24 protein-coding genes are annotated in these 26,806 nt (G+C 73.6%); 14 read left to right on the top strand and 10 right to left on the bottom strand.

Annotated elements, in window-relative coordinates:
* Window positions 1-54: 54 nt before the first annotated feature.
* From KG111_RS02540 to KG111_RS02530, 3 genes are read right to left on the bottom strand one after another with little or no spacing between them, the layout of a single operon-like run.
* Window positions 55-2,085, bottom strand: a complete 2,031-nt coding sequence (locus KG111_RS02540; RefSeq protein WP_275890199.1) for an ABC transporter ATP-binding protein — start codon at window positions 2,083-2,085, stop codon at window positions 55-57.
* A complete protein-coding gene (locus tag KG111_RS02535) occupies window positions 2,082-3,818 on the bottom strand; it encodes an ABC transporter ATP-binding protein (RefSeq protein WP_205292212.1) in 1,737 nt (578 codons plus the stop codon). Before KG111_RS02535 ends, KG111_RS02540 begins: the two co-directional genes overlap by 4 nt.
* Window positions 3,818-4,546: a TetR/AcrR family transcriptional regulator gene (locus KG111_RS02530; RefSeq protein ID WP_205292213.1), complete on the bottom strand. Its 729-nt coding sequence runs from the start codon at window positions 4,544-4,546 to the stop codon at window positions 3,818-3,820. The genes KG111_RS02535 and KG111_RS02530 overlap by 1 nt, the downstream gene beginning before the upstream one ends.
* A gap of 224 nt (window positions 4,547-4,770) precedes the next feature.
* Between KG111_RS02530 and KG111_RS02525 the strand changes: the two genes are divergently transcribed.
* The 8 genes from KG111_RS02525 to KG111_RS02490 are packed head-to-tail and all read left to right on the top strand — an operon-like array spanning window position 4,771 to window position 12,853.
* Window positions 4,771-5,766 carry a 3-oxoacyl-[acyl-carrier-protein] synthase III C-terminal domain-containing protein gene (locus KG111_RS02525; protein ID WP_205292214.1) on the top strand — a complete coding sequence of 332 codons (996 nt, stop codon included), beginning with the start codon at window positions 4,771-4,773 and terminating at the stop codon, window positions 5,764-5,766.
* 38 nt (window positions 5,767-5,804) lie between these two features.
* A complete protein-coding gene (locus KG111_RS02520) occupies window positions 5,805-6,653 on the top strand; it encodes an MBL fold metallo-hydrolase (RefSeq protein ID WP_205292215.1) in 849 nt (282 codons plus the stop codon).
* Window positions 6,653-8,014, top strand: coding sequence for a F390 synthetase-related protein (locus KG111_RS02515; protein ID WP_205292216.1), 1,362 nt, complete (start codon window positions 6,653-6,655; stop codon window positions 8,012-8,014). Before KG111_RS02520 ends, KG111_RS02515 begins: the two co-directional genes overlap by 1 nt.
* Window positions 8,011-8,988, top strand: coding sequence for an NAD-dependent epimerase/dehydratase family protein (locus KG111_RS02510; RefSeq protein ID WP_205292217.1), 978 nt, complete (start codon window positions 8,011-8,013; stop codon window positions 8,986-8,988). Before KG111_RS02515 ends, KG111_RS02510 begins: the two co-directional genes overlap by 4 nt.
* Window positions 8,985-10,199 (top strand): glycosyltransferase, encoded by a 1,215-nt coding sequence (locus KG111_RS02505; RefSeq protein WP_205292218.1) that lies wholly within the window; start codon window positions 8,985-8,987, stop codon window positions 10,197-10,199. The genes KG111_RS02510 and KG111_RS02505 overlap by 4 nt, the downstream gene beginning before the upstream one ends.
* Window positions 10,192-10,821, top strand: a complete 630-nt coding sequence (locus tag KG111_RS02500; RefSeq protein ID WP_205292219.1) for a hypothetical protein — start codon at window positions 10,192-10,194, stop codon at window positions 10,819-10,821. The genes KG111_RS02505 and KG111_RS02500 overlap by 8 nt, the downstream gene beginning before the upstream one ends.
* Entirely contained in the window at window positions 10,818-12,104 is a 1,287-nt protein-coding gene (locus KG111_RS02495) for a nucleotide disphospho-sugar-binding domain-containing protein (protein WP_205292220.1), read from the top strand. Before KG111_RS02500 ends, KG111_RS02495 begins: the two co-directional genes overlap by 4 nt.
* A gap of 53 nt (window positions 12,105-12,157) precedes the next feature.
* Window positions 12,158-12,853 carry a serine/threonine-protein kinase gene (locus KG111_RS02490; RefSeq protein WP_205292221.1) on the top strand — a complete coding sequence of 232 codons (696 nt, stop codon included), beginning with the start codon at window positions 12,158-12,160 and terminating at the stop codon, window positions 12,851-12,853.
* Here KG111_RS02490 and pdxH read toward each other — a convergent pair.
* On the bottom strand, window positions 12,805-13,506 hold the full coding sequence (pdxH, locus tag KG111_RS02485) for a pyridoxamine 5'-phosphate oxidase (protein ID WP_205292222.1): 702 nt from the start codon (window positions 13,504-13,506) through the stop codon (window positions 12,805-12,807). The genes KG111_RS02490 and pdxH overlap by 49 nt on opposite strands.
* Before the next feature lie 85 nt (window positions 13,507-13,591).
* Here pdxH and KG111_RS02480 point away from each other — a divergent pair, with 85 nt between their 5' ends.
* A complete protein-coding gene (locus KG111_RS02480) occupies window positions 13,592-14,695 on the top strand; it encodes a citrate synthase 2 (protein ID WP_205292223.1) in 1,104 nt (367 codons plus the stop codon).
* 109 nt (window positions 14,696-14,804) lie between these two features.
* Here the strand turns inward: KG111_RS02480 and KG111_RS02475 are convergent, their stop codons facing one another.
* Together KG111_RS02475 and KG111_RS02470 are read right to left on the bottom strand one after the other, a co-directional pair.
* Window positions 14,805-16,397 carry a DHA2 family efflux MFS transporter permease subunit gene (locus tag KG111_RS02475; protein ID WP_205292224.1) on the bottom strand — a complete coding sequence of 531 codons (1,593 nt, stop codon included), beginning with the start codon at window positions 16,395-16,397 and terminating at the stop codon, window positions 14,805-14,807.
* 216 nt (window positions 16,398-16,613) lie between these two features.
* Complete coding sequence (locus KG111_RS02470; protein ID WP_205292225.1) at window positions 16,614-17,519, bottom strand: hypothetical protein; 906 nt, start codon at window positions 17,517-17,519, stop codon at window positions 16,614-16,616.
* A 151-nt stretch (window positions 17,520-17,670) separates the two neighbouring features.
* Here KG111_RS02470 and KG111_RS02465 point away from each other — a divergent pair, with 151 nt between their 5' ends.
* Both KG111_RS02465 and KG111_RS02460 read left to right on the top strand, forming a co-directional pair.
* Window positions 17,671-18,930, top strand: coding sequence for an MFS transporter (locus tag KG111_RS02465; RefSeq protein ID WP_205292226.1), 1,260 nt, complete (start codon window positions 17,671-17,673; stop codon window positions 18,928-18,930).
* 112 nt (window positions 18,931-19,042) lie between these two features.
* Entirely contained in the window at window positions 19,043-20,137 is a 1,095-nt protein-coding gene (locus KG111_RS02460) for a ScyD/ScyE family protein (protein WP_205292227.1), read from the top strand.
* A gap of 103 nt (window positions 20,138-20,240) precedes the next feature.
* Here KG111_RS02460 and KG111_RS02455 read toward each other — a convergent pair whose 3' ends face one another.
* Together KG111_RS02455 and KG111_RS02450 are read right to left on the bottom strand one after the other, a co-directional pair.
* Window positions 20,241-21,365, bottom strand: a complete 1,125-nt coding sequence (locus tag KG111_RS02455) for a WXG100 family type VII secretion target (RefSeq protein ID WP_205292228.1) — start codon at window positions 21,363-21,365, stop codon at window positions 20,241-20,243.
* Window positions 21,358-21,768, bottom strand: a complete 411-nt coding sequence (locus tag KG111_RS02450) for a hypothetical protein (protein ID WP_205292229.1) — start codon at window positions 21,766-21,768, stop codon at window positions 21,358-21,360. Before KG111_RS02450 ends, KG111_RS02455 begins: the two co-directional genes overlap by 8 nt.
* Before the next feature lie 145 nt (window positions 21,769-21,913).
* Between KG111_RS02450 and KG111_RS02445 the strand changes: the two genes are divergently transcribed.
* On the top strand, window positions 21,914-22,480 hold the full coding sequence (locus KG111_RS02445) for a hypothetical protein (protein ID WP_205292230.1): 567 nt from the start codon (window positions 21,914-21,916) through the stop codon (window positions 22,478-22,480).
* A 19-nt stretch (window positions 22,481-22,499) separates the two neighbouring features.
* Here KG111_RS02445 and KG111_RS02440 read toward each other — a convergent pair whose 3' ends face one another.
* On the bottom strand, window positions 22,500-23,009 hold the full coding sequence (locus tag KG111_RS02440; RefSeq protein ID WP_205292231.1) for a GNAT family N-acetyltransferase: 510 nt from the start codon (window positions 23,007-23,009) through the stop codon (window positions 22,500-22,502).
* Window positions 23,010-23,112: 103 nt separating this feature from the next.
* On the opposite strand from KG111_RS02440, the gene serC reads away from it, so the two are divergent.
* The gene (serC, locus tag KG111_RS02435) at window positions 23,113-24,237 is read left to right on the top strand and encodes a phosphoserine transaminase (RefSeq protein WP_205292232.1); all 1,125 of its coding nucleotides are present in this window, start codon (window positions 23,113-23,115) and stop codon (window positions 24,235-24,237) included.
* Window positions 24,238-24,300: 63 nt separating this feature from the next.
* Here the strand turns inward: serC and KG111_RS02430 are convergent, their stop codons facing one another.
* Window positions 24,301-25,302 carry a DNA topoisomerase IB gene (locus KG111_RS02430; protein WP_205292233.1) on the bottom strand — a complete coding sequence of 334 codons (1,002 nt, stop codon included), beginning with the start codon at window positions 25,300-25,302 and terminating at the stop codon, window positions 24,301-24,303.
* Between the two features lie 144 nt (window positions 25,303-25,446).
* On the opposite strand from KG111_RS02430, the gene KG111_RS02425 reads away from it, so the two are divergent.
* Window positions 25,447-26,805 carry an HNH endonuclease signature motif containing protein gene (locus tag KG111_RS02425; protein WP_205292234.1) on the top strand — a complete coding sequence of 453 codons (1,359 nt, stop codon included), beginning with the start codon at window positions 25,447-25,449 and terminating at the stop codon, window positions 26,803-26,805.
* The last annotated feature ends 1 nt before the right edge of the window (window position 26,806 follow it).

The raw sequence follows: 26,806 nt of genomic DNA, 5'->3' as shown, positions 1-26,806 counted from the left end.
CCACGCCCGCACAACGGGATTTCCACCGGGCTGTTCCCTCGCGGGCGAGCGGGTTCAGACCGAGGCGGCCGCGAACTGTGCGGCGTGCAGCCGGGCGAAGGGACCGTCGCGCTCGAGCAGCTCGGCGTGCGAGCCCTGCTCCACGATCCGGCCGCGCTCCATCACCAGGATCAGGTCGGCGTCGCGGATCGTGGAGAGCCGGTGCGCGATCACGAACGAGGTCCGGTCGGTGCGCAGCGCCGCCATCGCCTGCTGCAGCAGCAGCTCGGTGCGGGTGTCGACCGAGCTGGTCGCCTCGTCGAGGATCAGCAGCGCGGGCTGGGCCAGGAACGCCCGGGCGATCGTGATCAGCTGCCGCTCGCCGGCGGACAGGTTCGACCCCTCGTCGTCGACGCGGGTGTCGTAGCCCGCGGGCAGCGAGTGCACGAACCGGTCGACGTACGTCGCCTTGGCGGCCGCGCGGATCTCCTCCTCGGTGGCGTCCGGGCGGCCGTAGGCGATGTTGTCGCGGATGGTGCCCTCGAAGAGCCAGGTGTCTTGGAGCACCATGCCGATCCGGTTGCGCAGCTCGGCGCGCGGCATCGCGGTGATGTCGGTGCCGTCCAAGGTGATGCGGCCGGCGTCGAGCTCGTAGAAGCGCATGATCAGGTTGACCAGCGTGGTCTTGCCCGCGCCCGTGGGTCCCACGATGGCCACCATCTGGCCGGGCTCGGCCACCAGCGAGAGGTGCTCGATGAGCGGCTCGGAGGCGTTGTAGGAGAACGACACGTCCTCGAAGGCCACCCGCCCCGTCGTGTGCTCCGAGCGGGCGGTGCGGGCCGTCCCGGCGGCGGTGTCGAGCCGGGTGGGGTCCGCCTCCTCCTCGGCGTCCAGCAGCTCGAAGACCCGCTCGGCCGACGCCACGCCGGACTGCAGCAGGTTGGCCATGGAGGCGATCTGGGTGATCGGCTGGGTGAAGGTCCGCGAGTACTGCACGAAGGCCTGCACGTCGCCCAGCGACAGCGAGCCGGAGGTCACCCGCACGCCGCCGATCACGGCGATCAGCACGTAGTTCAGGTTGCCGATCAGCATCGTCGTCGGCATCACCAGGCCCGAGATGAACTGTGCGCGGTAGGAGGCCTGGTAGAGCTTCTCGTTGGACTCCTCGAACGTCGCCTCGACAGCAGCGCGGCGGCCGAAGACCGTCACCAGCGCGTGGCCGGAGATGGCCTCCTCGATCTGGGCGTTGAGCCGACCGGTCTGGCGCCACTGGTCGATGAACTGGCCCTGGGAGCGCTTCATGATCCGGGTCGTGGCGAAGGCGGCCGCCGGCACGGAGACCAGCGCGATCAGCGCCAGCAGCGGCGAGACCCAGAACATCATCGCCAGCACGCTGACCACGGTGAGCAGCGCGGTGAGCAGCTGGCTCATCGTCTGCTGCAGGTTCTGCGCGACGTTGTCGATGTCGTTGGTGACGCGGCTGAGCAGCTCGCCGCGCGGCTGGCGGTCGAAGTAGGACAACGGCAGGCGGTGCACCTTGTCCTCCACGTCCGAGCGCATCCGGCGCACGGTGTGCTGCACGATGTCGTTGACCAGGAAGCCCTGCAGCCAGCCGAGCACCTGGCCGCCGACGTACAGGGCGAGGGTGATCAGCAGGATCGAGGCGACCTTGTCGAAGTCGACGCCCTGGCCGGGCACGAAGTCGAGGCCGCGCAGGAAGTCGGCGAAGCGGTCGTCGCCGGACTGCTCGGCGCGCGCCACGGCGTCGGCCTTGGAGGCGGCGTCGGCGACGCCGGGCTGCCGGGCCACGAACCCGGAGAACACCTGGTCGGTGGCCCGGCCGAGCAGCCACGGGCCGACGGCGACCGAGGTCACCGACCCCATGCCGAGCAGCAGCACGACCAGCGCCCGTCCCCGCGCGGGACGCAGCAGGCCGAGCAGCCGGCGGGCCGAGGCGCCGAAGTCGTCGGCCTTCTGCCCGACCATGCCGCCCATCGGCCCGCGGCCGGGGCCGCCGGTCTGCACGATGCGCTCGGTCTCCTTCATCGTGCCGGAGCCGCCGCCGGGCGCACCCCCACCGGATGCGCCTGCCGAGACCCCGCTCATGCTGCCTCCTCCTCGGTGATGCCCTGCGAGGCTGCGATCTCGCGGTAGGTGTCGTTGTCCGCGATCAGCTCGTCATGGGTGCCGCGGCCGACGACCTCGCCGTCCTCGAGCACGAGGATCACGTCGGCGTCGCGGATGGTGGCGATGCGCTGGCCGACCACGACGACCGTCGCGGTGCGGGTGAGCGGCCGCAGCGCCGCGCGCAGCCGGGCGTCGGTGGCGACGTCGAGCGCGGAGAACGCGTCGTCGAACAGGTAGATCTCGGGGCGTCGTACCAGCGCCCGGGCGATGGCCAGGCGCTGGCGCTGCCCGCCGGAGACGGTCGTGCCGCCTTGGGCGACCGGGGTGTCGAGACCTTGGGGCATCTCGCGGACGAAGTCGGCGGCCTGGGCCACCTCGAGGGCGGCCCACAGCTCCTCGTCGCCGGCCTCGGGCCGGCCGTAGCGCAGGTTGGAGGCGATGGTGCCGGAGAACAGGAAGGCGCGCTGGGGCACCAGCCCGATCCGCGACCACAGCAGCTCGGGGTCGAGGTCGCGTACGTCGACGCCGTCGACCTTCACGGTGCCCTCGGTGGCGTCCAGCAGCCGCGGCACCAGGTTGACCAGGGTGGACTTGCCGGCTCCGGTGGAGCCGATGATCGCCACCGTCTGGCCCGGCCGGGCGCTGAAGGAGACGCCGCGCAGCACGGGCGCCTCGGCGCCGGGGTAGGTGAGCGAGACGTCGACGAGGTCGAGGTGCCCGGCGACGTCGAGGTGGCGCACCGGGTCCGCGGGCGGTACGACGCTGGAGGCGGTGTCGAGGACCTCGGCGATCCGGCCGGCGCTGACCGAGGCCCGCGGGATCGTCATCAGCATGAAGGTGCCCATCATCACCGACATCAGGATCTGCATCAGGTAGGTCAGGAACGCGGTGAGGGCGCCGACCTCCATCTGGCCGCTGTCGACGCGGTGGCCGCCGAACCAGATCACCCCGACGCTGGCGATGTTGGACACGCCCATCACCACGGGGAACATCAGCGCCATCCAGCGGCCGGCGCGGATGGAGACCTCGGTGAGGTCGTCGTTGGCGCGGGCGAAGCGGGCGGTCTCCTCCGGCTCGCGGACGAAGGCGCGCACCACGCGGATGCCCGTGATCTGCTCGCGCAGCACCCGGTTCACCCCGTCCAGGCGCTCCTGCACGGTGCGGAACGCCGGCACCATCCGGGACACGATCAGCCCGATGCACACGAACAGCACCGGCACCACGGCCACCACCAGCCAGGACAGGCCGAGGTCCTCGCGCATCGCCATCACGACGCCGCCGAACATCATGATCGGGATGGTCACCGCCATCAGGCAGGTCATCATCGCCAGCATCTGCACCTGCTGGACGTCGTTGGTGGCGCGGGTGATCAGCGACGGGGCGCCGAACGTGGAGACCTCCCGGGCGGAGAAGCCGCCGACCCGGGCGAAGACCGCCTTGCGCAGGTCGCGGCCGAACGCCATCGCGGTGCGCCCGCCGAAGTAGGCCGCCGACATCGAGCAGACCGCCTGCACCAGGGCGAAGGCGAGCATGAACGCACCGAGCCGCAGCACCTCGTCGGTGTCGCCGCGGGCCACGCCGCGGTCGATGATGTCGGCGTTGAGGCTGGGCAGGAAGAGCATCGCCCCGGTGGCGCCCAGCTGCAGCGCCACGATCGTCACCAGCCAGCGACGGTACGGCGCCAGGTAGGTGCGCAGGAGTCGGATCAGCATCAGCGTCGGTTTCCTTCGGCGCCGTCGGCGCGGGGGTGGGGGCTCGCGAGCGGTTCGGAGCGGGACGGGTCCTCGGATCGGGCGGGGTCCTCGGAAGGGGTGGGCGGCGCGCCGGCCTCGCGGCGCAGCACGCCGTACAGCACGGTGTCGACGATCTGGTCGGTGCTGAGCAGGTCGCCACCGGCGAGCCGAGGGTGGGTGCCGGTGAAGGTGAGCAGGCGCAGGAGGCGGGCCACCTCGGCGGGCGGCATCGTCAGCTCGTCGGCGTGCGGGGCGAACACCTCCGCCATCGCGTGCATCGTCTCCTCGGCGAGCCCGGCCCGCCGGGTGCCGTCGGCGCCACCATCGGAGCCGCCATCGGAGTCGGCGTCGGCGGGCGCGGGGGGCTGCGGCAGGCCGAGGCGGTGCAGCAGGGCGAAGGAGCCCGAGTAGCGCTGCTGCAGGATCCGCACCAGCGCCAGCGTGCGCTCGCGCAAGGTCGCCTCGGGGTCGATCGCCTGCAGGTCCGCGAGCATCCCGCCGGGCTCGAACGCCTTGCACACCGCGGCCGTGACCAGCTCGTCCTTGGAGGCGAAGACGCGGAAGATGGTGCCCTCGGCGACCCCGGCGGCCTCGGCGATACGGCGGGTGGTGACGGCGGGGCCGTGCTCGTGCAGCAGCTCCAGGGTGGTCGCGACGAGCCGCTCGCGCCGGTCCTCCACGGACAGGGGCGCGGCGCGGGGAGGCATCCTGGAACCGTATCTGAGTGAGTGCTCACTCAGCACGGGTTTCGCCCGACCCGTTCCGGGCAGGAGGGCGGACCGGGCGGCGCGGCCGTCGGCGGGCCCCGAGGGCGTCGCTACTCTCTGGCCACGCCCGGGCGCCGCGCCGAGGAGCGCCGAGGGGCGCCGACCGGGAGCCGGACCCGCACCAGCCGCACCACCCCCGCACCACCCCGTACCAGGAGGAGCCCTTGCCCGTCGCCGGAGCGCGTGCCCTGAGGATCCTCGGGACCGGGGTGGCCCTGCCCGAGGAGGTGCTGACCAGCGTCGAGCTGGACCACCGCCTGGGCCTGGTGCCCGGCACGGTCGAGGCGCGCACCGGCGTGCGCCAGCGGCGGGTGGAGCGGGGCAGCGCCGCCGCCCTGGGCGCCCGGGCCGCCCGTGCCGCGCTCGAGGCGGCCGGGCTGGACCTCGACGACGTCGACCTGGTGATCGGTGCCAGCGCCACCCCGGACCAGCCGCTGCCCTGCAACGCCGCGCTGGTGCACGAGGAGCTCGCACCGTCGCGGCCGGTGCCGGCCTGGGACGTCAACGCCAGCTGCCTCAGCTTCCTCGTCGCGCTCGACCTCGCCGCCACCTTGGTGGAGGCCGGTCGGCACCAGCGGATCCTCATCGTCTCCGCCGACATCGCCTCCGTCGGCCTCGACTTCTCCGACCTCGGCGCCTCCGGCATCTTCGGCGACGGTGGGGCCGCCGCCGTGGTCGGCCCGGCCGGCGACACCGGCTCGGCGGTGCTGGCGGCCGACTTCGCCACGCACAGCGAGGGCGCCCACACCTGCGAGATCCGCGGCGGCGGCTCGCGCCACGCCCCCGACCGGGTCACGGGTGACTACGCCGAGTGGGCCCGGTTCCGGATGCAGGGCGGCGCCGTCTTCCGGCTCGCGGTCAAGCACGTGCCGGCGTTCACCGACAAGCTGCTGGCCGACGCCGGGGTCGGCATGGCCGACCTGGCTGCCGTCGTGCCGCACCAGGCCAGCCACCACGCCCTGTCCTGGGTGCGCCAACGGCTCGGCGCCGGAGACCGGATGATCGACATCTACGCCGACGTCGGCAACCAGGTGGCGGCGTCCCTGCCGTCCGCGCTGCACGCCGCGATCACCGACGGCCGGCTGCGCCGAGGCGACCACGCCCTGCTGCTGGGCACCGGGGCCGGGCTCAGCATCGGCGGGGCGGTGCTGTGCTACTGAACGGGCCGCGGGACCAAGCGTCGGCCGGGCAGCCGCCGGTGGAGCTGCACTGGCTGCGTGTGGGCCACTGCGTCCAGGTCGAGGCGCTGGCCCGCCGCGGCGGCCGGGTCCGCCTCATCGAGTTCCCCTCCTACGCCGCCGCGATCCGCCACCCCGACCGCCCGGAGCTGGGCTGGACGCTGTTCGACACCGGCTACGCCACCCACTTCCTCGACGCCACCGAGCGGCTGCCCGAGCGCCTGTACCGCACCCTGCTGCCGGTGACCCTGCCCGAGCACGAGCGGTTGCCGGTGCAGCTCGCCGGGCTGGGCATCGACCCCCTCGACGTACGACGGGTGGTGCTCTCGCACTTCCACGGCGACCACGTCGCGGGCCTGCGCGACCACCCGAACGCCCAGGTCCTCGCCGGCGGTGCGGGACTGGCCCAGGTGCGCCGCCTGGGCCGGATCGGGGCGCTGCGCCACGGCCTGCTGCCGGGCCTGCTGCCCGAGGACGTCGCCGCTCGGTTCCGCGCCGTCGAGGAGCTGCCCGGCGTCGACCTCGCCGTCTCCCCCACCGGCACCGGCTGGGACCTGCTCGGCGACCGCAGCCTCCTCGTCGTACCGCTGCCCGGCCACATGCCCGGCCACCTGGGGCTGCTGCTCACCGCCACCGACGGCCGGCAGGTGCTCCTCGCCGGCGACGCGGCCTGGTCGACCCGCGCGATCACCGAGCCGGCGCCGCCCTCGCGGCTGGTCGGGGCCGGCTTCGACGACTGGACCGCCGCGCTGGGCACCCTCGGCCACCTGCACCGCCTGCACCGGGCCCACCCCGAGCTGCTCGTCCTGCCCGCGCACTGCGACGAGGCGGCCGCGGCCTGGTCCGGCTCCGGCGAGCCCCGTCCCTGATGGGCTCGACGGTCTCGGTCCTCGAGAGCGGCCAGGTCGCCAGGGACGACGTGGGCCCGGGTCTGGTGGGCGCGTTCCTCGCCGAGCGCACCGTGCACCGCCGCAACGCCGGCTTCGAGGCCCGGCGGCAGCGGGCACTGCGCCGGTTCCTCGACCACACGCTGCCCCGGGCGCCGTACTACGCCGCACTGGCCGCGCGCACCGGCCGCGACCGGCTCGACCTGGCCGACCTGCCGGTGGTCGACAAGCGCACCGTGCTGGGCGACTTCTCCGCCTTCAACACCCGCGGCATCACCTTGACCGAGGCGCTCGCGGTCGCCGAGGCCGCAGAGCGCTCCCGCGACTTCTCCCCCACGCTGCCCGACGGCACCACCGTCGGGCTGTCGTCGGGCACCTCAGGCACCCGCGGCGTCTTCCTGGTCTCCCCGGCGGAGAGCCGACGCTGGGCGGGCATCCTGCTCGGCCAGCTGATCGCGCCCACCTCGTTGCGCACCCTCGCGCGGCGCCCGCTGCGGATCGCACTGTTCCTGCGCGCCGACTCCAACCTCTACCGCACGCTGGGCTCCTCCCGGGTGCGGTTCAGCTGGCACGACCTCGCCGTCCCGCTCGAGCAGCACGTGGCGGCACTGCCCGGCACCGACGTGCTCGTCGCGCCGGCCGGCGTGCTGCGCCGCCTCGCCGAGCTCTCCGCCGACGCACCGGGCCGGGTGCGGCCGCTGCAGGTGGTCTCCGTGGCCGAGACGCTGGAGCCCGACGATGAGGCGATGATCGCCGCCGCCTTCGGGTGCCGGGTCGAGCAGGTCTACCAGGCCACCGAGGGCTTGCTCGCCGTCAGCTGCCCCGCCGGCCGGCTGCACCTCAACGAGGCGCACCTGCACGTGGAGCCGGAGTGGCTCGACCACCGCCGCTTCCACCCGGTGATCACCGACTTCACCCGGACCACCCAGCTCGTCGTACGGCACCGGCTCGACGACGTGCTGCTCGCCGCCCCCGGCCCGTGCCCGTGCGGGCGACCCGGACGCAGCATCACCGGCGTCCTCGGCCGCGCCGACGACGTGCTCCACCTGCGGCGCAACGGCGGCGCCGCGGGCACCCCCGTGCCCGTCTACCCCGACGTGCTGCGGCACGCGGTGGCGCTGGCCGGGGACCTGGGCGACTACCGCATCGAGCAGCACGGCACGCAGTGGCGCCTGGCCACCCGACCGGGCCGCGCCGACGCGGACACCGTGTCGGCGGTGGGCCGGGAGGTCGCGGTGCTGGCCGCCCGGTTGGACGCCGAGCCGGCGGAGCTGGTCGCGATGGACTGGCCGGGCGAGGACCCCACAGCGAAGCGACGACGGATCAGGAGGGTGAGCGGATGAGGATCCTGGTGACCGGGGCGTCCGGGTTCGTCGGCGGTGCGCTGGCCGCGCTGGCCGCCGCGGAGGGCCACGAGGTCTTCGGCATCGGCCGCCGGCCCCGGGAGCGGACCCGGTTCGGTCCCGGCGAGTACGCCGCGGTGGACCTCGGCCGCGCACGGCTGAGCGACCTGCCCGAGCTGCCGTGGCGACCCCACGCGGTCGTGCACTGCGCCGCCCGCGCCACGCCGTACGCCACCCCGAAGGCGTTCGAGCGCGACAACGTCACCGCCACCGCCACCGTGCTGGCCTGGTGCGAGCAGCTCGGGCTGCCGCGGCTGGTGCACGTGTCGTCGAGCTCGGTGCTCTACCGCGAGGGCGACCAGCTCGACCTCACCGAGGACTCCCCGGTCGGGCCGACGTTCGTCAGCGACTACGCCCGCACCAAGGCCGCCTCCGAGCGGCTCGTCGCCGACTACCGCGGCTCGCTGGTGATCGCCCGGCCGCGGGCGGTCTTCGGACCGGAGGACACCGTGCTGTTCCCGCGGATCCTCGCGGCCGCGCGCGCCGGCCGGATCCCGCGGCTGACCGGCCGCGCCACCCCGGCGGTCGGCGACCTGGTCTACATCGACACCCTGGCCCACTACCTGTTGGCGCTGGCCTGCCGCCCGGAGCTGAGCGGGATCTACCACCTGACCAACGCCGAGCCGGTCGAGATCGAGCGGCTGCTGCTGGAGGTCCTCGAGCGGCTGGGGTACGACGCCCCGACCCGCGAGGTCTCCGTGCGCACCGCCCTGCGTGCCGCGACCGTGCTGGAGCGGACGTGGCGGCTGCTGCACCTGCCCGGGGAGCCGCCGATCACACCGTACGGCGTCGGGGTGCTGACCTCGTCGAAGACGTTCGTGCCGGACCGGATGCTGCGCGACCTCGGCCCGCCGCCGGTGAGCATCGCCGAGGGCGTGGAGCGGTTCGTGGCGTGGCAGCGGGTGCAGGCGTGAGCGGCCGGCTGCTGCCCGCGGCCGCGGCGGGCTACCTCGGGCTGCAGGGCGCGAAGGCGTTCTCGGCGCTGCGCAGCGCGCGGAAGGCGCCGCCCGCGCGGGACGTGTCGCCGGCCGAGATCGCCCGGGTGGTCGTGGTGCAGCCGATCCTGTCGGGCGACCCCGGTCTGGAGGACGCGCTGCGCGACAACCTGCTCGCGCTCGAGGGTGCCCGGTTCTGCTGGCTGGTGGACACCGACGACCCCGAGGCGCAGCGGGTCGTCGCGCGGCTCGCCGACCAGCTGGCCGCCGCACCGGAGGGCAGCACCCGGCTGGAGGTGTTGCACTGTGCGCCGGCGTCGCCGGGCACCAACCCCAAGCTGGTCAAGCTGCAGCAGGCGCTCGACCACCTCGCGGCCGAAGCCCCCGGCGACGGGCTCGAGGACGGGCTCGCGGACAGGCCCGAGGACCGGCCGGCGGAGGTGTTCTGCGTCCTCGACGACGACACCCGGCTGCCGCGCCCGGCCCTGGGCGCGTTGCTCGACGGCCTGGAGCGGGCCCGGCTGGTCACCGGTCTGCCCGGCTACCTGCCCGGGCGCACCGTGTGGGCGCGGCTGGTGGAGCAGTTCGTGGACAACAACGCCGCCCTCACCTACCTGCCGATGGCGCCGGTGACGATCAACGGGATGACCTGGGCGATGCGGACCACCGACCTGGTCGCGATGGGCGGCTTCACGCCGCTGCTGCGTCACCTGACCGACGACCTCGCCGTGGCCGGCGCGGTGCTCGCGGACGGCGGCACCATCTGCCAGACCGCCACGCCGCAGTGGATCACCACGACCGTCGCCTCGCCCACCGCCTACGCCCGGCTGATGCACCGGTGGATGCTCTTCGCGAACCTGCTGCTGCGCCGCCAGCCGCCCCGCACCGTCGCCGCGATCGGCCTGCTGCACGGCGTGCACCCGATGCTGCTGTGGGGCGTGCTGCTGGGGTCCGTACGACGCCGCCGGCCCGGCCCCGCGCTGGTGCTGCTGCTCGGCCGGGCGCTGCTGCTACGCACGCTGCAGCGCCGCATCCACGGCCGGGTGCTGCACCGGCCAGGCACCTCGCTGGCCTCCGAGCTGCTGCAGCCGGTGCATCTGCTGCACGCCGCCGCCCAGCCGACCATCCGCTGGCGCACCCGCACCTACCGCGTCCGTGCCGACGACGACTTCACCGATGCCCGTGCCTGAGCAGCCCGTGCCCGCGCAGCATGGGCCGGGGCCGGCGCTGCAGGTGCTGCACCTGACCGGCCAGAGCGACCCGCGCAGCTGCGGGCTCTCACCGGTGCAGCATGCGTTCCTCGACGCGCTGCCGCTGCCGGAGTCCGCGAAGGTCCGGCTCAACTTCCCCTACGACGAGCAGCTCGCGCCGTACCGGCCGGTGCCGCTGTGGCGCGGCAGCCTGCACCACGCCGTGCTGGCCTGGCGGATCCGACGGCCGGGCTGGGCGCCGCGGCACCGCGACCGGGTGCTGGAGGTGCTGCGCCGCGCGGACCGCACGCTGGTGCTGGCCGGCAGCATCGGGCTGGACCTGCTCGGCCGGCTCGACCTGCCGCGCGACGTGCTGGACCGGCTCGTGGTGGTGGCCTACGGCGCCGTCGCCACCGCACCGCCCGCGTGCCGCACGATCCGGGTCGGCTCGCGCTCCGACCTGCTGGCCCGGTGGTGGCGCAGCGACGTGTGGGTCGAGGCCGGGCACCTGGACTACCTGGCCTCCCCCGACCTGGCCGCGCTGTGCGCGGACCTGGTCTGCGAGCTGCAGCGCCCGGCCCCGGCGCCAGGACCGCGACAGGCTCCGGAGGCCCACGCATGAGCGGCGAGTCCCGGCCGGTGCGGGTCGACCTCGTCGCACCGCCGATGGCAGGTCATCTGCACCCGGTGCTGGGCATCGCGGTCCGGTTGGCCGCGGAGCCGGACCTGGCGGTGCGCGTGGTCAGCACGCCCGGCGCGGCCGGGGTGATCGCGGCCGCGGGCGTGCCGGGGACCGCGTTGCTCGCCGGTGCCGACGAGACGCTGGAGACGGTGGTGAACCCGCCGTACCGGATCGGCGGCAACCCGCGGCTGCTGCTGCGCCAGTTCCGGGCCGCGATGGCGCTGCAGCAGCGGTTCCGCACCGAGCTGCTGGCCGACTGGGGCTCCGCGCCGCCGGACCTGGTGATCGCCGACTTCACCCTCCCCGCGGTCGGCACCGCCGCGCAGGCCGTCGGCGTGCCGTGGTGGACCAGCCACCCCTCGCCGTGCGCGATCGAGGGCCGCAGCGGCCCGCCGGCCTACTGCGGCGGCTGGCGCCCGGGCCGTACGACGTTGGGCCGGGCCCGCGACGCGGCGGGACGGGTCGCCGTCCGGGGGTTCAAGCGGGCGGCGCCGCGGGTGGCCGGGGTGCGGCTGGCCGACCTGGGCGCCAGCGCGGTCTACCGGCCCGACGGCACGGAGGCGGTCTACTCCCCCGAGCTGGTGCTGGCGCTGACCCCGGAGGCGATCGAGTACCCCCGCACGCTGCCGCCGTCGGTGCGTCACGTCGGCCCGGTGCTCTACACCCCGCCCACGGGCACCCCGCCACTCACGCTGCGCGCCGGTCGTCGCCACGTGCTGCTCACTGCCGGCACCCACCTGCCCTGGCACAAGCAGGACCTGGTGGACGCGGCTCGCCGCGCGGCGGTCGCGCTGCCCGGCGTCGACCTGCACGTCACCCTGGGCGGCCAGCACCCGCACGCAGCCCTCCCGTCGCGCACCGACGCCCCGGAGAACCTGTTCCTGCACGACGTCGTGGACTACGCCGCCGACCTGCCCCGCTTCGACGCCGTCGTGCACCACGGCGGCTCCGGCGTGCTCGGCCACACCCTCGCCGCCGGCCTGCCCGCGGTGGTGTGGCCGGTCGACTACGACCAGGCCGACCACGCGGTGCGGCTGGTGGACGCCGGCGTCGCGCTCCGGCTGCGCCGAGCGGACGAGCTCGCCGGGCTGCTGCGGCGGGTGCTGGACGAGCCGTCGTACGCCGCCGCGGCGCGCGCGGTGGCCGCACAGGTCGCGGCACGCCCGGCCGTCGAGACCATCGCCGCGCTCCTGCGGCACCGGCTGGCGTCGACACGCCCCTGAGACACAGCCCTGAGAACGCCCCACGAACCCACGGCGCGGGCCAGGATGCCGCCATGGACACGGGGTCGGACGTGGGGGCGGACGTGGGGTCGGACGTGGGCTCGGAGGCCGACGGGCGCGCCGCGGTGCAAGCGTTGATCGACGCGGCCGCGCCCGGGCCGGCGCCCGCCGACCGGGTCCTCGCGGCCCTGCGGCGTCTGGTCGCCGCCGGCGACGTCGAGGCGGAGACGCTCGGCAGGCTCGCCTACCACGCACTCACCGGCACCGACCCCGGCCCGACCGGCAGCCCCGCCCCCGCGCCGCCCGGACAGGTGCTGCCCGGCTTCCCTCCGTTCGCTGCCGAGGTGCTGATGCGGGCGATCGCCGGCTCCGCCGAGCGCCGGCCCACGCCGCAGGCGCTGCTCCTCGTCCTCGACACCGTGCCGGTGGCGAGCTGGCCCGTCCCCGAGGTGCCCGAGACGGCCCCGGCCGACCCTGAGGAGCCGGCCGAACCTGAGCAGCCGGGCGAACCTCAGGAGCCGGGCGAACCTCAGGAGCCGGGCGAACCTCAGGAGCCGGCCGAGCCGGCGACGGCCGCCACCGGCGACGACCGGCGCCAGACCCTGCTCCTGGTGGGGGTCCTGCTGACGCTGGTGCTGCTCGGCGTGCTCTACGCCGCGCTGCGCGAGGAGCCGCCGGAACCGAAGCCCCAACGGTTCCCTCAGGGCGCAAGCCTGGTGATCTCCCAGCCGGTCGACGTCCGGGTGTAGCTGATCCGGTCGTGCAGCCGACCGGGCCGGCCCTGCCAGAACTCGAACGACGTCGGCTGCACCCGGTAGCCGCCCCACGTCGGGGGCACGGGCACGTCGGTGCCCGTGAAGCGCTCCTCGGCCTCGGCGTAGGCCTGCTCCAGCTCCTCGCGTCCGGCGACCGGCCGCGACTGCGGGGAGGCCCAGGCGCCGAGCTGCGAGCCGCGCGGGCGGACGGCGAAGTACGCCTCCACCTCAGCGGTGGGCAGCGGCGTCGCGGTGCCCTCGACCCGGACCTGCCGCTCCAGCGGGTGCCAGGGGAACAGCAGCGCGCACTGCGGCTCGGCGGCCAGGGCACGTCCCTTGCGGGAGGCGGTGTTGGTGAAGAACCTGAAGCCGTCGTCGGGCCGCTCGGTGGCCACGCCCTTGAGCAGCACGGTGCGCACCGACGGCGTGCCGTCGGGGTCGACGGTGGCCACGATCATCGCGTTCGGCTCGTGCAGCCCGGCCGCGGCGGCGTCGCCGTACCAGCGCTGCCACTGCTCCCACGGGTCGGCGGCGACGTCCGCCTCGTCCAGCCCGGCGTCGCCGTACTCCTTGCGCAAGGTGGCAAGGTCGGGCACAGCGAACGGGTCGCGGGCGAGGTCGGGCACGGGCTCGTGGACACCGGACATGCCCGTCAAAATATCGCGTGCGGCACAATGCGTGTGGTTCTCGTGCCGCCGCTGTGGCACGAACGAAACGACGAAGGAGTCGCCGATGCCTGAGGTACACCACGGACTGGAGGGCGTCGTCGCCTTCGAGACGCAGATCGCCGAGCCGGACAAGGAGGGCTCAGCGCTGCGCTATCGCGGCGTCGACATCGAGGACCTCGCCGGCCGGGTGCCGTTCGAGAACGTCTGGGGCCTGTTGATCGACGGCTCCTTCACCCCCGGCCTGCCGCCGGCGGAGGCGTTCAACCTGCCCGTGCACACCGGCGACGTCCGGGTCGACGTGCAGGCCGCGATCGCGATGCTGGCGCCGGCCTTCGGGTTCGGCCAGACCTACGACATCTCTGACGAGCAGGCCCGCGAGGACCTGGCCCGGGTGGCCGTCATGGTGCTGTCCTACGCCGGGCAGTCGGCCCGCGGCCTGCACAACCCGGTGGTGCCGCAGCGCCTGGTCGACGAGGGCCGCACGCTGGCCGAGAAGTTCCTCATCCGCTGGCGCGGCGAGGCCGACCCCAAGCACGCGCACGCGATCGACGCCTACTGGTCCTCGGCCGCCGAGCACGGGATGAACGCCTCCACGTTCACCGCCCGGGTGATCACCTCCACCGGCGCCGACGTCGCCGCGGCCTTCTCCGGCGCCATCGGCGCGATGAGCGGCCCGCTGCACGGCGGAGCGCCGTCGCGGGTGCTCGGGATGATCGAGGACGTCGAGAAGTCCGGCGACGCCCGCGCCTACGTCAAGAACCTGCTGGACTCCGGCGAGCGGCTGATGGGCTTCGGCCACCGCGTCTACCGCGCCGAGGACCCCCGCGCCCGGGTGCTGCGCCGCACGGCCAAGGAGCTCGGTGCGCCGCGCTACGAGGTCGCCGAGGCGTTGGAGAAGGCTGCGCTCGCCGAGCTGCGCGAGCGCCGGCCCGACCGGGTGCTGGAGACCAACGTCGAGTTCTGGGCCGCGATCGTGCTCGACTTCGCCGAGGTGCCGGCGAACATGTTCACCTCGATGTTCACCTGCGCCCGCACCGGCGGCTGGTCCGCGCACATCCTGGAGCAGAAGCGCACCGGCCGCCTGATCCGCCCCTCGGCGATCTACACCGGTCCGGCGACCCGGCCGGCCAGCGACATCGAGGGCTGGAACGCGGACTGGGCGAAGTAGCCGCCGCTCTCCCCCGCAGCACACGACAGCGCCCCACCGGCGGACCGGTGGGGCGCTGTTCGTCGTACGGGTGCCCGGGCGCAGGGTTCCCGGGTGCAGGGGCTCGAGCTCAGTGCAACAGCACCGGCATGACGTCCTCGTCCGGGTCCGACGCGGCGTCGTCCTCCCGCTTGCGCGGCAGGAACGCCACCGGGACCAGGGTGAGCAGCACCAGCACCACCGCGATGCCGAAGGTGTTGCCGAAGGCGCCGGCCGCCGCGTCCAGCCCACGGTCGATCAGGTCTCGTGGCAGGCCCAGCGTCTCGGCCAGGCCGGGCTGCATCGTCGCGGCGATGGCCAGCTCCGCCTCGGTCACGGTCTCGCCGTCGGGCAGCGGGACGTCCTTGGACTTGCCCAGCTGCGCGGTGAGCACGACGGAGAGCACAGCCGTGCCGACCGAGCCGCCGACCTGCTGGATGATGTTGACCAGCGTGGAGCCGCGCGCGGCCTCGGCGTGGGTGAGCGACTTCAGCGCCGAGGTCATGATCGGCATCATCGTCAGGCCCTGGCCCAGGCCCATCAGGAACAGCGCCGCGCTGAGCACCCAGTACGACGTGTCCGCCTCGAGCTGCATGAAGCCGACCAGGCCCAGCGCCATCGCGACGAGGCCGAACGGCGCCGTGCGCCCGATCGGGATCTTGTCGGCGAGCACGCCGGCGATCGGCATCATCAGCATCGCGCCGAGGCCCTGCGGCGCGACGAGCAGTCCCGCGGTCAGCGTGGACTCGCCGCGCACCTGCAGGTAGTAGCTGGGGAACAGCAGGCCGGCGCCCATGAACGCAACCATGAAGAGGAACATGGTGATCGTGGCCAGCGTCAGCCGCCGGTTGCGGAACAGGCGCAGGTCGACCAGCGGGTGCTTGGGCTTGAAGCTGTAGAGCACGAACGCGACGATCAGCACCACTCCGGCCGAGGCGGAGGCCCAGACCCGCGGGCCGAAGGAGGCACCCTCGCCGGACTCGGCGATCGAGGAGACTCCGAAGAGCAGCAGCGCGAGGCCGGGCGAGAGCAGCAGCATGCCGATGAGGTCGAAGCGCTCGGAGGGGTGCGGGTCGTCCTTGGGCAGGATCTTCGCCGAGGCGGCGATCGCGATCGCACCGAGCGGCAGGTTGATCAGGAAGATCCAGTGCCAGGAAGCGATGTCGATCAGCCAGCCGCCGAGGATCGGGCCGCTGATCGGGCCGAGCAGCATCGGGACGCCGAGGATCGCCATGAGCCGACCCATCCGCTTCGGGCCGGCCGCCCGGGTCATCATCGCCATGCCCAGCGGCATCAGCATGCCGCCGCCGAGGCCCTGGAGCACCCGGAAGACGATGAGCATCGTGATCGAGTCCGCCAGCGCGCACAGCACGGACCCGGCGGTGAACAGCGCGAGCGCCACCAGGTAGATCCGCTTGGTGCCGAACCGGTCGGCCGCCCAGCCGGTGGCGGGGATGACGGTGGCCAGCGCGAGCGTGTACGCCGTCATCGTCCACGCCACCGTCGCCAGGGAGCTGTCGAACTCCTCGGCGAAGGTGGGCAGCGCCACCGAGACGACGGTGATGTCGAGGATGGACATGATCGCGCCGAGGACCACCACCAGCGCGACCTTGAGGACGGCGCCGTCGATGTGGTCGGGGTAGTCGGGCTCGGCGGGGCGTGCGGGCACCGCGGGTTCACTCATCGGGGCAGGGCTCCTTGCAGGACTGGCCGCCGGGCGGGCACGTCCGGCGGAAGAGATGCCGCGCAGCCCTCGGGAGGGCGGCCGGGACGACGCCGCCGGCCTGGGCCGGCCGGGCGAGGTCCCGGGGGTCGTGCGCAACCTCGAGAAACTATCACCAGGCCGGGTACGGCGGGCCGCCGTAGACCGTCGGGTGCCGGCTTGGCGCCGGCGGGAGAGCTACCGCCCGGCGCGCGCCTTCTTCGCCTTCTTCGCCTTCTTCATGCCCGAGCAATTGGCCTTCCAACCGCGCTGCTTGGCCGTGTACGGCCCCCAGGTGACGACCTCGCGGGGCAGGCCCTTCTGCGTGGTCACCACCCGGATCCGGAAGCGTCCGCCGACCTTGTCGGCCGGCAGCGGCAGGGTGAGCCGGTAGTTCTTCCGCTTCGGCTTGCGGACCGTCTTCGTCTTCACGACCTTGCCCTGGCAGCCGTGGACCGTGAACCTCACCTTGGTGGTGGGGGTGGCGTCCCAGACCCCGATGCGGACGGACTCGATGTAGGTGCCCGCGCCATAGTTCACCCCGCGCCACTGGATGATGCCCACGTCGGTCCTGATCCCGGGCTTGTGCCCGACCACGAGGTCGGCCCACACCTTGTTGACCACACCGGAGCGCACCTGCCACGCCGTGCCCCGGGAGAAGGTGGGAGTGAGCAGGTCGTCCGCGCTGATCTTGGCCGGGACCAGCAGATAGCCCCACCCCTTGCCGGCGCCGAAGCGCACGGCAGCGCGGTAGGTGCCCGCGGGCAGCTCGGCGGCCCCGGTGGTGTCGACCCGGAAGTCGCTCACCCCCGCGGCGACCGTCGTGACGAACGGGACGCCCGCCGCCCCGGTGCGCGCCGGGACGATGTTGCCCTTCGCGTCGAAGCACTCCTGACGGCACAACGCGAGGGTGAAGCCGGGCCGGACGTAGTCGCCGCGGTGCTCCAGGTCGACGAAGCCCTCGACGCTCGTCGTGCTCGCCCGGGCGGACGTCGCCGGGGACGTCGCCTGGGCGGGCAGCGTGGCGCTGCCGAGCACGAGGGCGGGGGCAGTGAGCACGAGCGCGAGCAGCGCGGCCGCGCGGCGCAGGGAGAGGCGGGTCACCAGGGCATTGTGGCGGTCGGGACGCCTTTGCGGGGCCGGTCTGCAGCAACCTGTCCGAGAAACCCACGAGCACGAGGCCGGCTCGCGGGCGAGAGCCGCACGGACCGGCTCCGTCTCCCTCCGATCATCAGGGTCTGCCTACGCTCGTCGGATGGTCCGTCCCGCGGCCGCGACGAGGCGGCACCGCTGTGCTGCGCGGCCGCGTCCCGGCGATCCGGTGGCCATCGGGCTGCAGGCCGTGCCCGACCCGGCCGCGGCGCCGCGCCGCCGTGGGGTGCTGCTCGCCCTCGCGGTGCTGCTCGTCGCCCTCAACCTGCGGCTGGCGATCACCAGCCTCGGCGCGATGCTCGACCCCCTGCGGGAGCAGGGGCTCTCCGCCACCACGGCCGGCGTGCTCACCTCGCTGCCGGTGCTCTGCTTCGCCGGCGTCGGCGCCACCGCGATGGTGCTCACCCGCCGGGTCGGGGTCGACCGCGGCCTCGCGGTCTCGCTGGTGCTGCTGACCGGCGGCCTGGTGCTGCGCGTCGTCGGCGGCACCCCGGCGCTGGTCGCCGGCACCCTGGTCGCCTGCGCCGGCATCGCCTTCGCCAACGTGCTGGTCCCGGCGATCGTCAAGGAGCACTTCCCCACCCGCGTGGGTCCGGTGACCGGCGCCTACACCGCGGCCCTGGCGCTGGGCTCGGCGGCCGGCGCGGCGCTGACCGTCCCGATCGCGAACGCCACCGGCCTCTGGCAGGTGGGGCTGGGAGCCTGGGCGGTGGTCGCGCTCGCCGCGGCACTGGCCTGGGTGCCGTACTGCTGGCGGCGCAGCCGCGCCCACGACACCCGCGGCGACCTGGCGCTGTGGCGCAACCCGACCGCCTGGGCGGTCACCGTGCTGTTCGGCACCCAGTCGGTGTTCGCCTACGTGATGATGAGCTGGCTGCCCAGCGTGTACGCCGCCGCGGGGTTCAGCGACGAGACCGCCGGCCTGCTGCTGGCGGTCAGCATCATGATCGGGGTGCCGCTGTTCTTCGTGGCGCCGAGCATCGCCGGCCGGCTGCGGCACCAGGGGCACCTGGTGGCGGGGCTGACCGCGCTGAGCATGGCCGGCTGGGCCGGGCTGTGGCTCGCCCCCGCCGGCGGCGCCTGGGTCTGGGCGGCGTTGCTCGGGGCCGGCGGCGCGGTGTTCCCGGTGGTGCTGTCCTTCTTCGCGATGCGCACCACGACCGTCGCCGGCGCGGCCGCGCTGTCCACGATGGCGCAGAGCATCGGCTACCTGCTGGCCGCCGCCGGACCGTTCCTCGTCGGGGTGCTGCACGACGTCTCCGACACCTGGTCGCTGCCCTGCGCCCTGCTCGTCGCACTCGGCCTGGCGCAGGTCGCCGCCGGCTACCTGGCCGGGCGGGACGTGGTCGTCGACCGCGCCTGAGGACCGTGCCGGGCGCCACGAGTCGTCCCCCCGGTGGGTCATGACGGCGACGTCGCCGCTCCGGTAGGCCTGGGGTGTCGATCCGACATCCATCAATCCGGGGAGGGCCCCGATGGGCAGACTCACGACGATCGGTGCAGTGGGGGTGGCCACGGTGTTGGCCGCGACCCTCACGACACCGGGCACGGCGCAGGCACGACACACCGACCCCGACCCGCGCGTGGTCGTCGGCGGTCTCGACGGACCCCGCGGCGTCGACACGCTGGGCAAGGGCCGGACGTTGGTCAGCGAGAGCGACGGCAGCTTCAGCCTCGTCATCGAGCGGCGCAAGAAGAAGCCGGCCAAGGTCGTGCGCCTGGGCGCCGTACCGGGGAGCTCACCGGCTGTGGCTGCCGGGCGGAAGGGCCGGGTCTACGTGCTCGCCGGCGTCGGCGGGGAGCCCGGCGGCCCTCCGGTCCCCGGCGAGTCGACGCTGTACGAGTGGCGGCCCGGCTGGGCCGCACCCAAGGCAAGGCTCGACCTCGTCGCCTACCAGGCGAAGGACCCCGACCCCTACGACCTCGAGAACCTGCCCGGCGAGACCAACCCCTTCGGCATCGCCGCGCTGCGTGACGGCAGCGTGCTCATCGCCGACGCCGCCAACAACGACCTGGTCCGGTGGTGGCCGAACGGCAGGACGGTCACCGTCGCCCGCCTCAAGACCCGCGTCGTCGAAGGACCCCCGGAGCTCGGCCTGCCGGGCCCGGTGCCCAGCGAGGCCGTCCCGACGTCCGTCGCGGTCGGCCCCGACGGCTACTGGTACGTCGGCGAGCTGCGCGGCTTCCCGGCCACGCCGGGCACCTCCCAGGTGTGGCGGATCAAGCCGGGCACCGTCAACGCCACCTGCGACCCGGAGAAGCCGCGCCGCGGCCCGTGTCGGCGCTACGCCGACGGGCTGACCAGCATCGTCGACCTCGCCGGCACCAAGAAGTCCGTCTACGCGGTGTCGATGTCGAAGCTGAGCTGGCTGGCAGCCGAGTCCGACCCGCCGATCCCGGGTGCCGAGATCGGCGGCCTGTACCGGATCACCAAGGCCAAGGGCCGGACCAAGATCCGCGAGCTCGCGGCCGGCAAGCTGGTGCTGCCCGGCGGCGTCGACGTCGGCCGGAAGGGCATCTACGTCACGGGGCCCCTCTTCGGGGAGGGTTCGCTGTCCGTGATCCGCTGATCCGCCGCAGGAGCGGGACGACCGGCGTTCGCCGCAGGTCGTCGGTGCGGGTGGGGTGCTGGGCGCCTCACCCGCACCTCTGCGTCCGACGGGTCCGGGCCGATCAGCCGGCGCGGCGCGGGGCGTCGCCGACGTCGTACGCCGTGTCGGGCGCGTCGGTGAGCGCACTCGGGTCGAGCTGCGCGAGGTCGCCGGCGACCTGGGCACCGTCGAGGTAGGGGCCCAGCACCTCCCGTGCCTTGTCGGTGGCGAACCCGACCGGGTCGTTCACCGCCTCCAGGACAGCCTCGACCTGCTCGATGGCTTCCTCGATGGACTCGACGAGCTCCTTGGCCTCGAGGAAGACGTCGATCACGGTGCGGGCGGTGTCGTAGACCCGGTACCAGCCGACGCCGGGCACCCACGCGGTCGCCACCGTCTTGCCGATCTTGTCCACCGCGGTCTTCAAGCTGGACACCATGAACTCCGCGGCGGCCTCGATCTCGCCGGCGATCTCGGTGAGCACGTAGCCCACGAGCCGGTTGATCGGTCCCTCGATGGCGATCGCCTCACCGAGCCGCGTCGTGTGGTCCTCGAAGGTGAGGGCGGCGCCGCCGTTCCAGCGCGCGCCGAGGCGACCCAGCTGAGCCGTCAGGTTCGCCGCGCACTGCTCGTAGCCGTCGCCGACCTGGGTGAGCACCTCGGCAGCACGCTCGAGCTCGGCCCAGTTCCCCGAGAGCGGCTCGACGATCTTCTCGACCGGGGAGAACCCGGCGACGTGCTCGATCACCCAGTCGATGACGTTGATCGAACCGCCCACCTCGTCGACGAGGGCGGCGATCGGCGGGTCCTCGTGTTCCGGTGCCTCCAGCACCGGCTCGGTGCCCGCGGAGTACGCCACCGCGCTCGGGAAGTCCTTGATGGTGACGTGGCCGTCGCTGGGGATCAGCGGGTTGCGGTGGAACTCCTCGTACACCGAGCGGTCCGTGCCGTGGTAGTCCCACGCCGCCGCGACCAGCTCGTTGCGCAGCTGCCCGACGAGCGTGCTCAGCGGCGCGACCCGCTCGTGGATGCTGCTGACGTAGGTGTCCAGCGGCCCCGACAGCACGGACATCAGTCCCGTGTAGCCCTGCGTGGGGCGGGCCTCGTGGTTGTGCACCAGACAGCGGATCAGCTGTCCGTGCACCTCGTCTGCCATCTCGCCGTAGCCGGCGACGTGCGCCTCCTCGACGTAGAACCCCTCACCCACGACCGTCCCCTTCCGTACGTCCTGTGCCGGCGTCGTGACTCCCGGACTCCCGCCGCTCGTCCTCCAACCGCTCGTCCTCCGCGCGACCGCGCTCCCACAGCTCGGCGAACCGCTCGCGGCTGGCCGCGAACAGGGCACCGACCTCGGGGGCGGCGTCCACACGGCCGGCGAGCACGTCGTCCCAGCTGGCCCGTCCCTCGGCCACCGCACGTCCGACGGCACGCAGCTCCGGGGGCGCGTCCGGGCGGCCGGCGGCCCGCGCCAGGTCCGCGGGGTCGGGACCCGGCGCGTCCGGAAGCTCGATGGCCTCCAGCCGGACGCGCCGCGTGCGCAGGTCGACGAGGGCCTCCTCGAACGCGTGCAGCCTGGTCTGCACGTGCTCTGGCAGCGGTTCGGCGAACATCGGTCTCGTCCCCCCACAGGTCGAAGGCGTCACGGCTGTCGTGACCCGACGCGTGCCCGCTCCGGTGACCGGCAAACTTCGGCGTCGCCGTGGGTCGCGGTGCGGCCGGGTTTGCGGCCCGCGCTCCCCGGAGACCGTGCAGGGCATGCCTGGCCTGAGCGGACGGACCCGACCTCGACGTGCCGCCACCCTCGGTGTCGCCCTGGTCGCCGTCTGCTCCGCAGCGCTGTCCGCCTGCGCATCCGACGAGGCCGACGCGGAGGCGGACACCGGAACGTGGTGGCAACGGCTCGACCCCTGCGCGTTGCTGACCGAGGACCAGGTCGCCCAGGCCTTGGGACTCGACCGGGAGACGGGCCAGGACACGGGCCAGGACACGGGCCGGGACGTCGTCGCCGAGCCCGACGATGCCGACCCCCGGCGGCCGAAGTGCACCTGGAGCACGGACCGGGAGTCGCTCGAGGTCATGTTGTGGCGACCACCGTCGGAGGCCGTGCTGACCGAAGGCAAGAGCACGGTCCCGGTCGGCGAGCACACCGGCTACGTGCAGGGCGGTCAGGACAGCCGGTGCTTCCTGCAGGTCGACGCCGATGGGTTCTGGCTGCTGCTCGACCTGGACGCGACGGCCGAGGCAGCCGCGCCGGACTTCTGCGGCACCCACGCCGCGGCGGTGGCCGCCCTCGTCGTCGACTCCGCCCACGCGTCGGGCTGAGGCGCCCGCAGCCGGCTGGTCAGAGCCGCTTGCCGAAGCAGCGCGAGAGCGGGGAGCCTGCGTAGTGCCCGAAGCCGGGCACCTCGACATAGCCGCAGCTGCGGTACAGCGCGATCGCCTCCGGCTGCTTCAACCCCGTCTCCAGCACGGCCAGGTCGTGCCCGGCGTCCGCGGCGGTGCGCTCCAGCTCGGCGAGCACGGCTCGCGCCGCGCCCCGCCCGCGGTGCTCCGGTACGACGTACATCCGCTTGACCTCCACGGCGTTGGTCCCGCCCAGCGCCCGCACGGGCGAGCGGCGCCAGGCGCCGGTGGCCACCGGGGTGGTGCCGTCGTAGGCGAGGAGGAACAGCCCGGCCGGCGGATCGAAGAGGGCCGGGTCGATCGGCGCCTCGTCCGGGGAGCCGTAGCGCGCGACGTACTCGGCCTGGACCCGGGCGATCAGCGCGGTGGCATCGGGGTGGCCGTAACCGACGACGCGGAGCGTCAGGGGGTGCGCCTGAGGGTGCTTCGCGGCGAGGGGCTGGTCCATGAGGAGTCGATTATCGCGTGCGTCACCGGCCTGTCACACTGAGGACACCGCAGATCCTGACAGCGTCGTCAGCCTCTCCCCCGCACTCTGAGAAGGTTGCCCCGTGACTGACGCCATCCAGATCCCCGCTGACCTCAAGCCCGCCGACGGCCGCTTCGGTGCCGGCCCGTCGAAGATCCAGACCAGCCACCTCGACGCGCTCGCCGCGACCGGCGACACGCTGATGGGAACCTCGCACCGGCAGGCGCCGGTCAAGAACACGGTCGGCCGCGTCCGCGAGGGCCTCGCCGCGCTGTTCAGCCTGCCCGAGGGCTACGAGATCGTGCTGGGCAACGGCGGCGCCACCGCGTTCTGGGACATCGCGGCGTTCGGCCTGATCCGCAACAAGAGCCAGCACCTGTCGTTCGGCGAGTTCTCCTCGAAGTTCGGTTCCTCGGTCAAGAAGGCGCCCTGGCTCGCCGAGCCGACCGTGATCACCTCCGACCCGGGCTCGCGGCCCGACGCGGTCGCCGAGGAGGGCGTCGACGTCTACGGCTGGGCGCACAACGAGACCTCGACCGCCGTGATGGCGCCGGTCGTCCGGCCCGCCGGCATCGACGACGACGCGCTGGTCCTCGTCGACGCCACCTCGGGCGCCGGCGGCCTGCCGGTCGACCTGAACGAGGTCGACGCCTACTACTTCGCCCCGCAGAAGTGCTTCGCCTCCGACGGTGGCCTGTGGATCGCCGCGATGTCGCCGAAGGCGCTGGCCCGCGCCGAGGAGATCGCCGCGACCGACCGCTACATCCCGCCGTTCTTCGACCTGCCGACCGCTATCGACAACTCGCGCAAGAACCAGACCTACAACACCCCCTCGGTCGCCACGCTGTTCCTGATGGCCGAGCAGCTGGACTGGATGAACGCCCAGGGCGGTCTGGCCGGCATGGTCGAGCGGACGACCACCTCCTCGGACGCGCTGTACGGCTGGGCCGAGCGCACGTCGTACACGACGCCGTACGTCGCCAACCCCGAGCACCGCTCGCTGGTGATCGGCACCATCGACTTCGACGACGCCATCGACGCCGCCGCGGTCGCGAAGGTGCTGCGCGCCAACGGCATCGTGGACACCGAGCCGTACCGCAAGCTGGGCCGCAACCAGCTGCGGATCGCGATGTACCCCGCCGTCGACCCCGCCGACGTCGAGGCGCTGACCGGCTGCATCGACTACGTGGTCGAGAAGCTGGGCTGAACATCGATGCAGTGACCTGCACCCACCGACGGGCCCGGGCGACCGGGTCCGTCGGTGTTTTTCTCAGTCCTCCTTGAGCAGCCGCAGCGTGGCCCGCTCGAGTGCCAGCTGCCGGGTGTCGGGGTCGGGGTGCTTGCGTCGTACGGCGTTCGCGATGGTGCGGCCCTCGTCGTAGAGGTCGACGATGCGCGGGTCGACGTAGGAGGAGCGCGCCAGGGTGGGGGTGTTGCCGAGGAAGTCGGCGACCTCCCGCATCACCCCGGCGACCGCGCGCTTGCGGGCGGTCTTGCTCGCCTCGGGGCCCGGCGCGGTGGCCAGGCCGGCGGCGGCCAGCACGGTGGCGTGCCAGGTGCGGAAGTCCTTGGCGGTGGCGTCCACCCCGCTCGCCTCGCGCAGGTAGTCGTTGACGTCGCTGCCACTCAGCGAGCGCCACGTCCCGTCACAGCAGTAGCTGAACAGCCGCTCGGCGTTGCGGCGCCGGCGCAGCCGCTCCAAGGCCGGCACCACGATCGGGTCGTCGATCTCGACGTGGTGCTCGACCCCGGACTTGCCGACGAACTCGAAGATGAGCTTCCCGCCCTGGCGTCGGACGTGCTCGCGGCCCAGCGTGGTCAGCCCGAAGCTGCCGTACTCGGCGTTGTAGACGTCGTTGCCGATCCGGAAGCAGCCGAGGTCGAGCATCCGCACCGCCAGCGCGCTGGTGTAGCGGATCTGGTCGCTCTGCTCGGCCAGGTCCGCGGTCACCTTCTCCCGCAGCCGCGGCAGGGCGCGGCCGAAGCCGAGCACCCGTTCGTGCTTGGCCGCGGCCCGCTGCTCGGTCCACACCGGGTGGTACAGGTACTGCCGTCGGCCGGCGTCGTCGGTGCCCACCGCCTGCAGGTGGCCGTTGGGGTGCGGGCAGATCCACACCTCCTTCCAGGCAGGCGGGATCACCAGCTTCTTGCAGCGATCCGCGAGCTCGTCGGGCAGCGGGCGCCCGGTCTCGTCGAGGTGCACGAAGCCGCGCCCGGCCCGGCGCCGGGTCCACCCCGGCTGGTCCGGTGACGTACGACGAAGGCGCGGCATGCCGGGTAGGTATCCACCCGCCATCCGCTCAGACCGAGACTCCTTGCTGCGCTGGCCGAGGCTCCTCGGTGGGGTCGCGTTTCAACAGGTCAGACCCGGTTTCGGCGGCGAGGTTGTGTCGGACCCCTGCGGGAGGATCCAGGTATGGATCTCGGGAGCAGCACCGCGATGGAGGAGTTCGACGGCCAGTCCGTCGGTGACCTCCTCGCCGCCGTTGCCGACGAGACCCGGCTCCGTCAGGCATCCCAGACCCGCGAGTGGGCGGCGATCGTGGCATGGGCCGACCAGAACGTCGTGGACGCTCCCGAGCACGCCGCCACCTTGCGGGACTCGTTCGTCGACACCGGTGTCCCCATCGCCGGCCCCGGCGCTCCGCTGGTCTCGGAGTTCAACCTGATGGAGCTCATCGCCGTGCTGGGCCGCTCACCCGACGGCGGACGGGCCTATGTCGGGCGGATCGTGGAGTGCGCCTGGCGACTCCCCCTGCTCTACGGCCAAGTGATGGCCGGGAAGGTCGCCACCTGGCGCGCCGAGCGGGTCGCCGACCTCACCCGCAGCCTCAACGCCGATGCCGCTGGGTTCGTGGACCGCCAGGTGGCCGCCCGGGTAGGCCGCGTCGGCTGGGCGGAGATGGACCGCATCGTCGCTACCGCGATCCTGCGCCACGACCCTGAGGCCGCCGAGGCCCGTCGCAAAGAGGCAGCCGACCACCGGCACTTCGACGTCGGTGAGGCGAACGAGAACGGTCTGACCGTGATCGGCGGCCTCCTCGATGCCGCCGATGCCGCCGACCTCGACGACGCCGTCGGCCGCCGAGCAACGCTGCTGGGGAAGTTCGGTTCTGAGGAGTCCTTGGACGTCCGTCGCTCCATCGCCGTCGGCGAGCTCGCGCGCAACGACCTTGAACTGGACCTGTTGACCACGGACGAGGAGACCGGTGAGGTCACTGTCCGCTCGGCTGGCCGCAAGGCCGAGATCGCGGTCCACATCACCGACACCATGCTCACCGAGGTCATGGACGCCGAGAACCCGGTCGGCCGCTGGCATGACGGGCGTCGCCCGGTGCTCAAGGAGCAGGTCCGCGAGTGGCTGCGCACCGCCACCTCGATCACCGTGCAACCGGTGATCGACCTGGCCGACTGCGACCCCGTCGACCGCTACGAGATCCCCGCCCGGCACCGCAAGCAGGTCGAGCTGCGCGACACCACCTGCCGGTTCCCCGGCTGCAGCAGGCGCGCCGAGCGCTGCGACCTCGACCACCGCACCCCGCACGCCGACGGCGGCCCGACCTGCCCGTGCAACGAGTTCCCGTGCTGCAGGCGGCACCACCGCGCCAAGACCCACTCCGGTTGGCGCTACTTCGTCCTCATGCCAGGCCACCTGCTCTGGCGAAGTCCGCACGGCTGGTTCTTCCACGTCGGCCCGAACGGCACCCAGGCGCTCGACCCACCCGGCCACTGGCCCGACGCCGCTGCCGACCCCAGCCTCGTCCCCGCCGCCTGAC

The sequence above is a fragment of the Nocardioides faecalis genome (assembly GCF_018388425.1).
GTDB lineage: Bacteria > Actinomycetota > Actinomycetes > Propionibacteriales > Nocardioidaceae > Nocardioides > Nocardioides faecalis.
Note: the sequence above shows the minus strand (reverse complement) of the source record. Positions and strands in the feature narration are given on the sequence as shown.

Bases quoted from the DNA above. Each gene is read 5' to 3' on its own strand.
- KG111_RS02490 (WP_205292221.1), top strand. From the start codon at position 12,158: ATGGACACGGGGTCGGACGTGGGGGCGGACGTGGGGTCGGACGTGGGC.
- KG111_RS02460 (WP_205292227.1), top strand. From the start codon at position 19,043: ATGGGCAGACTCACGACGATCGGTGCAGTGGGGGTGGCCACGGTGTTG.
- KG111_RS02430 (WP_205292233.1), bottom strand. From the start codon at position 25,302: ATGCCGCGCCTTCGTCGTACGTCACCGGACCAGCCGGGGTGGACCCGG.
- KG111_RS02480 (WP_205292223.1), top strand. From the start codon at position 13,592: ATGCCTGAGGTACACCACGGACTGGAGGGCGTCGTCGCCTTCGAGACG.
- KG111_RS02450 (WP_205292229.1), bottom strand. From the start codon at position 21,768: ATGTTCGCCGAACCGCTGCCAGAGCACGTGCAGACCAGGCTGCACGCG.
- pdxH (WP_205292222.1), bottom strand. From the start codon at position 13,506: ATGTCCGGTGTCCACGAGCCCGTGCCCGACCTCGCCCGCGACCCGTTC.
- KG111_RS02495 (WP_205292220.1), top strand. From the start codon at position 10,818: ATGAGCGGCGAGTCCCGGCCGGTGCGGGTCGACCTCGTCGCACCGCCG.
- KG111_RS02515 (WP_205292216.1), top strand. From the start codon at position 6,653: ATGGGCTCGACGGTCTCGGTCCTCGAGAGCGGCCAGGTCGCCAGGGAC.
- KG111_RS02535 (WP_205292212.1), bottom strand. From the start codon at position 3,818: ATGCTGATCCGACTCCTGCGCACCTACCTGGCGCCGTACCGTCGCTGG.
- KG111_RS02510 (WP_205292217.1), top strand. From the start codon at position 8,011: ATGAGGATCCTGGTGACCGGGGCGTCCGGGTTCGTCGGCGGTGCGCTG.
- KG111_RS02425 (WP_205292234.1), top strand. From the start codon at position 25,447: ATGGATCTCGGGAGCAGCACCGCGATGGAGGAGTTCGACGGCCAGTCC.
- KG111_RS02440 (WP_205292231.1), bottom strand. From the start codon at position 23,009: ATGGACCAGCCCCTCGCCGCGAAGCACCCTCAGGCGCACCCCCTGACG.
- KG111_RS02530 (WP_205292213.1), bottom strand. From the start codon at position 4,546: ATGCCTCCCCGCGCCGCGCCCCTGTCCGTGGAGGACCGGCGCGAGCGG.
- KG111_RS02445 (WP_205292230.1), top strand. From the start codon at position 21,914: ATGCCTGGCCTGAGCGGACGGACCCGACCTCGACGTGCCGCCACCCTC.
- KG111_RS02475 (WP_205292224.1), bottom strand. From the start codon at position 16,397: ATGAGTGAACCCGCGGTGCCCGCACGCCCCGCCGAGCCCGACTACCCC.
- KG111_RS02540 (WP_275890199.1), bottom strand. From the start codon at position 2,085: ATGAGCGGGGTCTCGGCAGGCGCATCCGGTGGGGGTGCGCCCGGCGGC.
- KG111_RS02465 (WP_205292226.1), top strand. From the start codon at position 17,671: ATGGTCCGTCCCGCGGCCGCGACGAGGCGGCACCGCTGTGCTGCGCGG.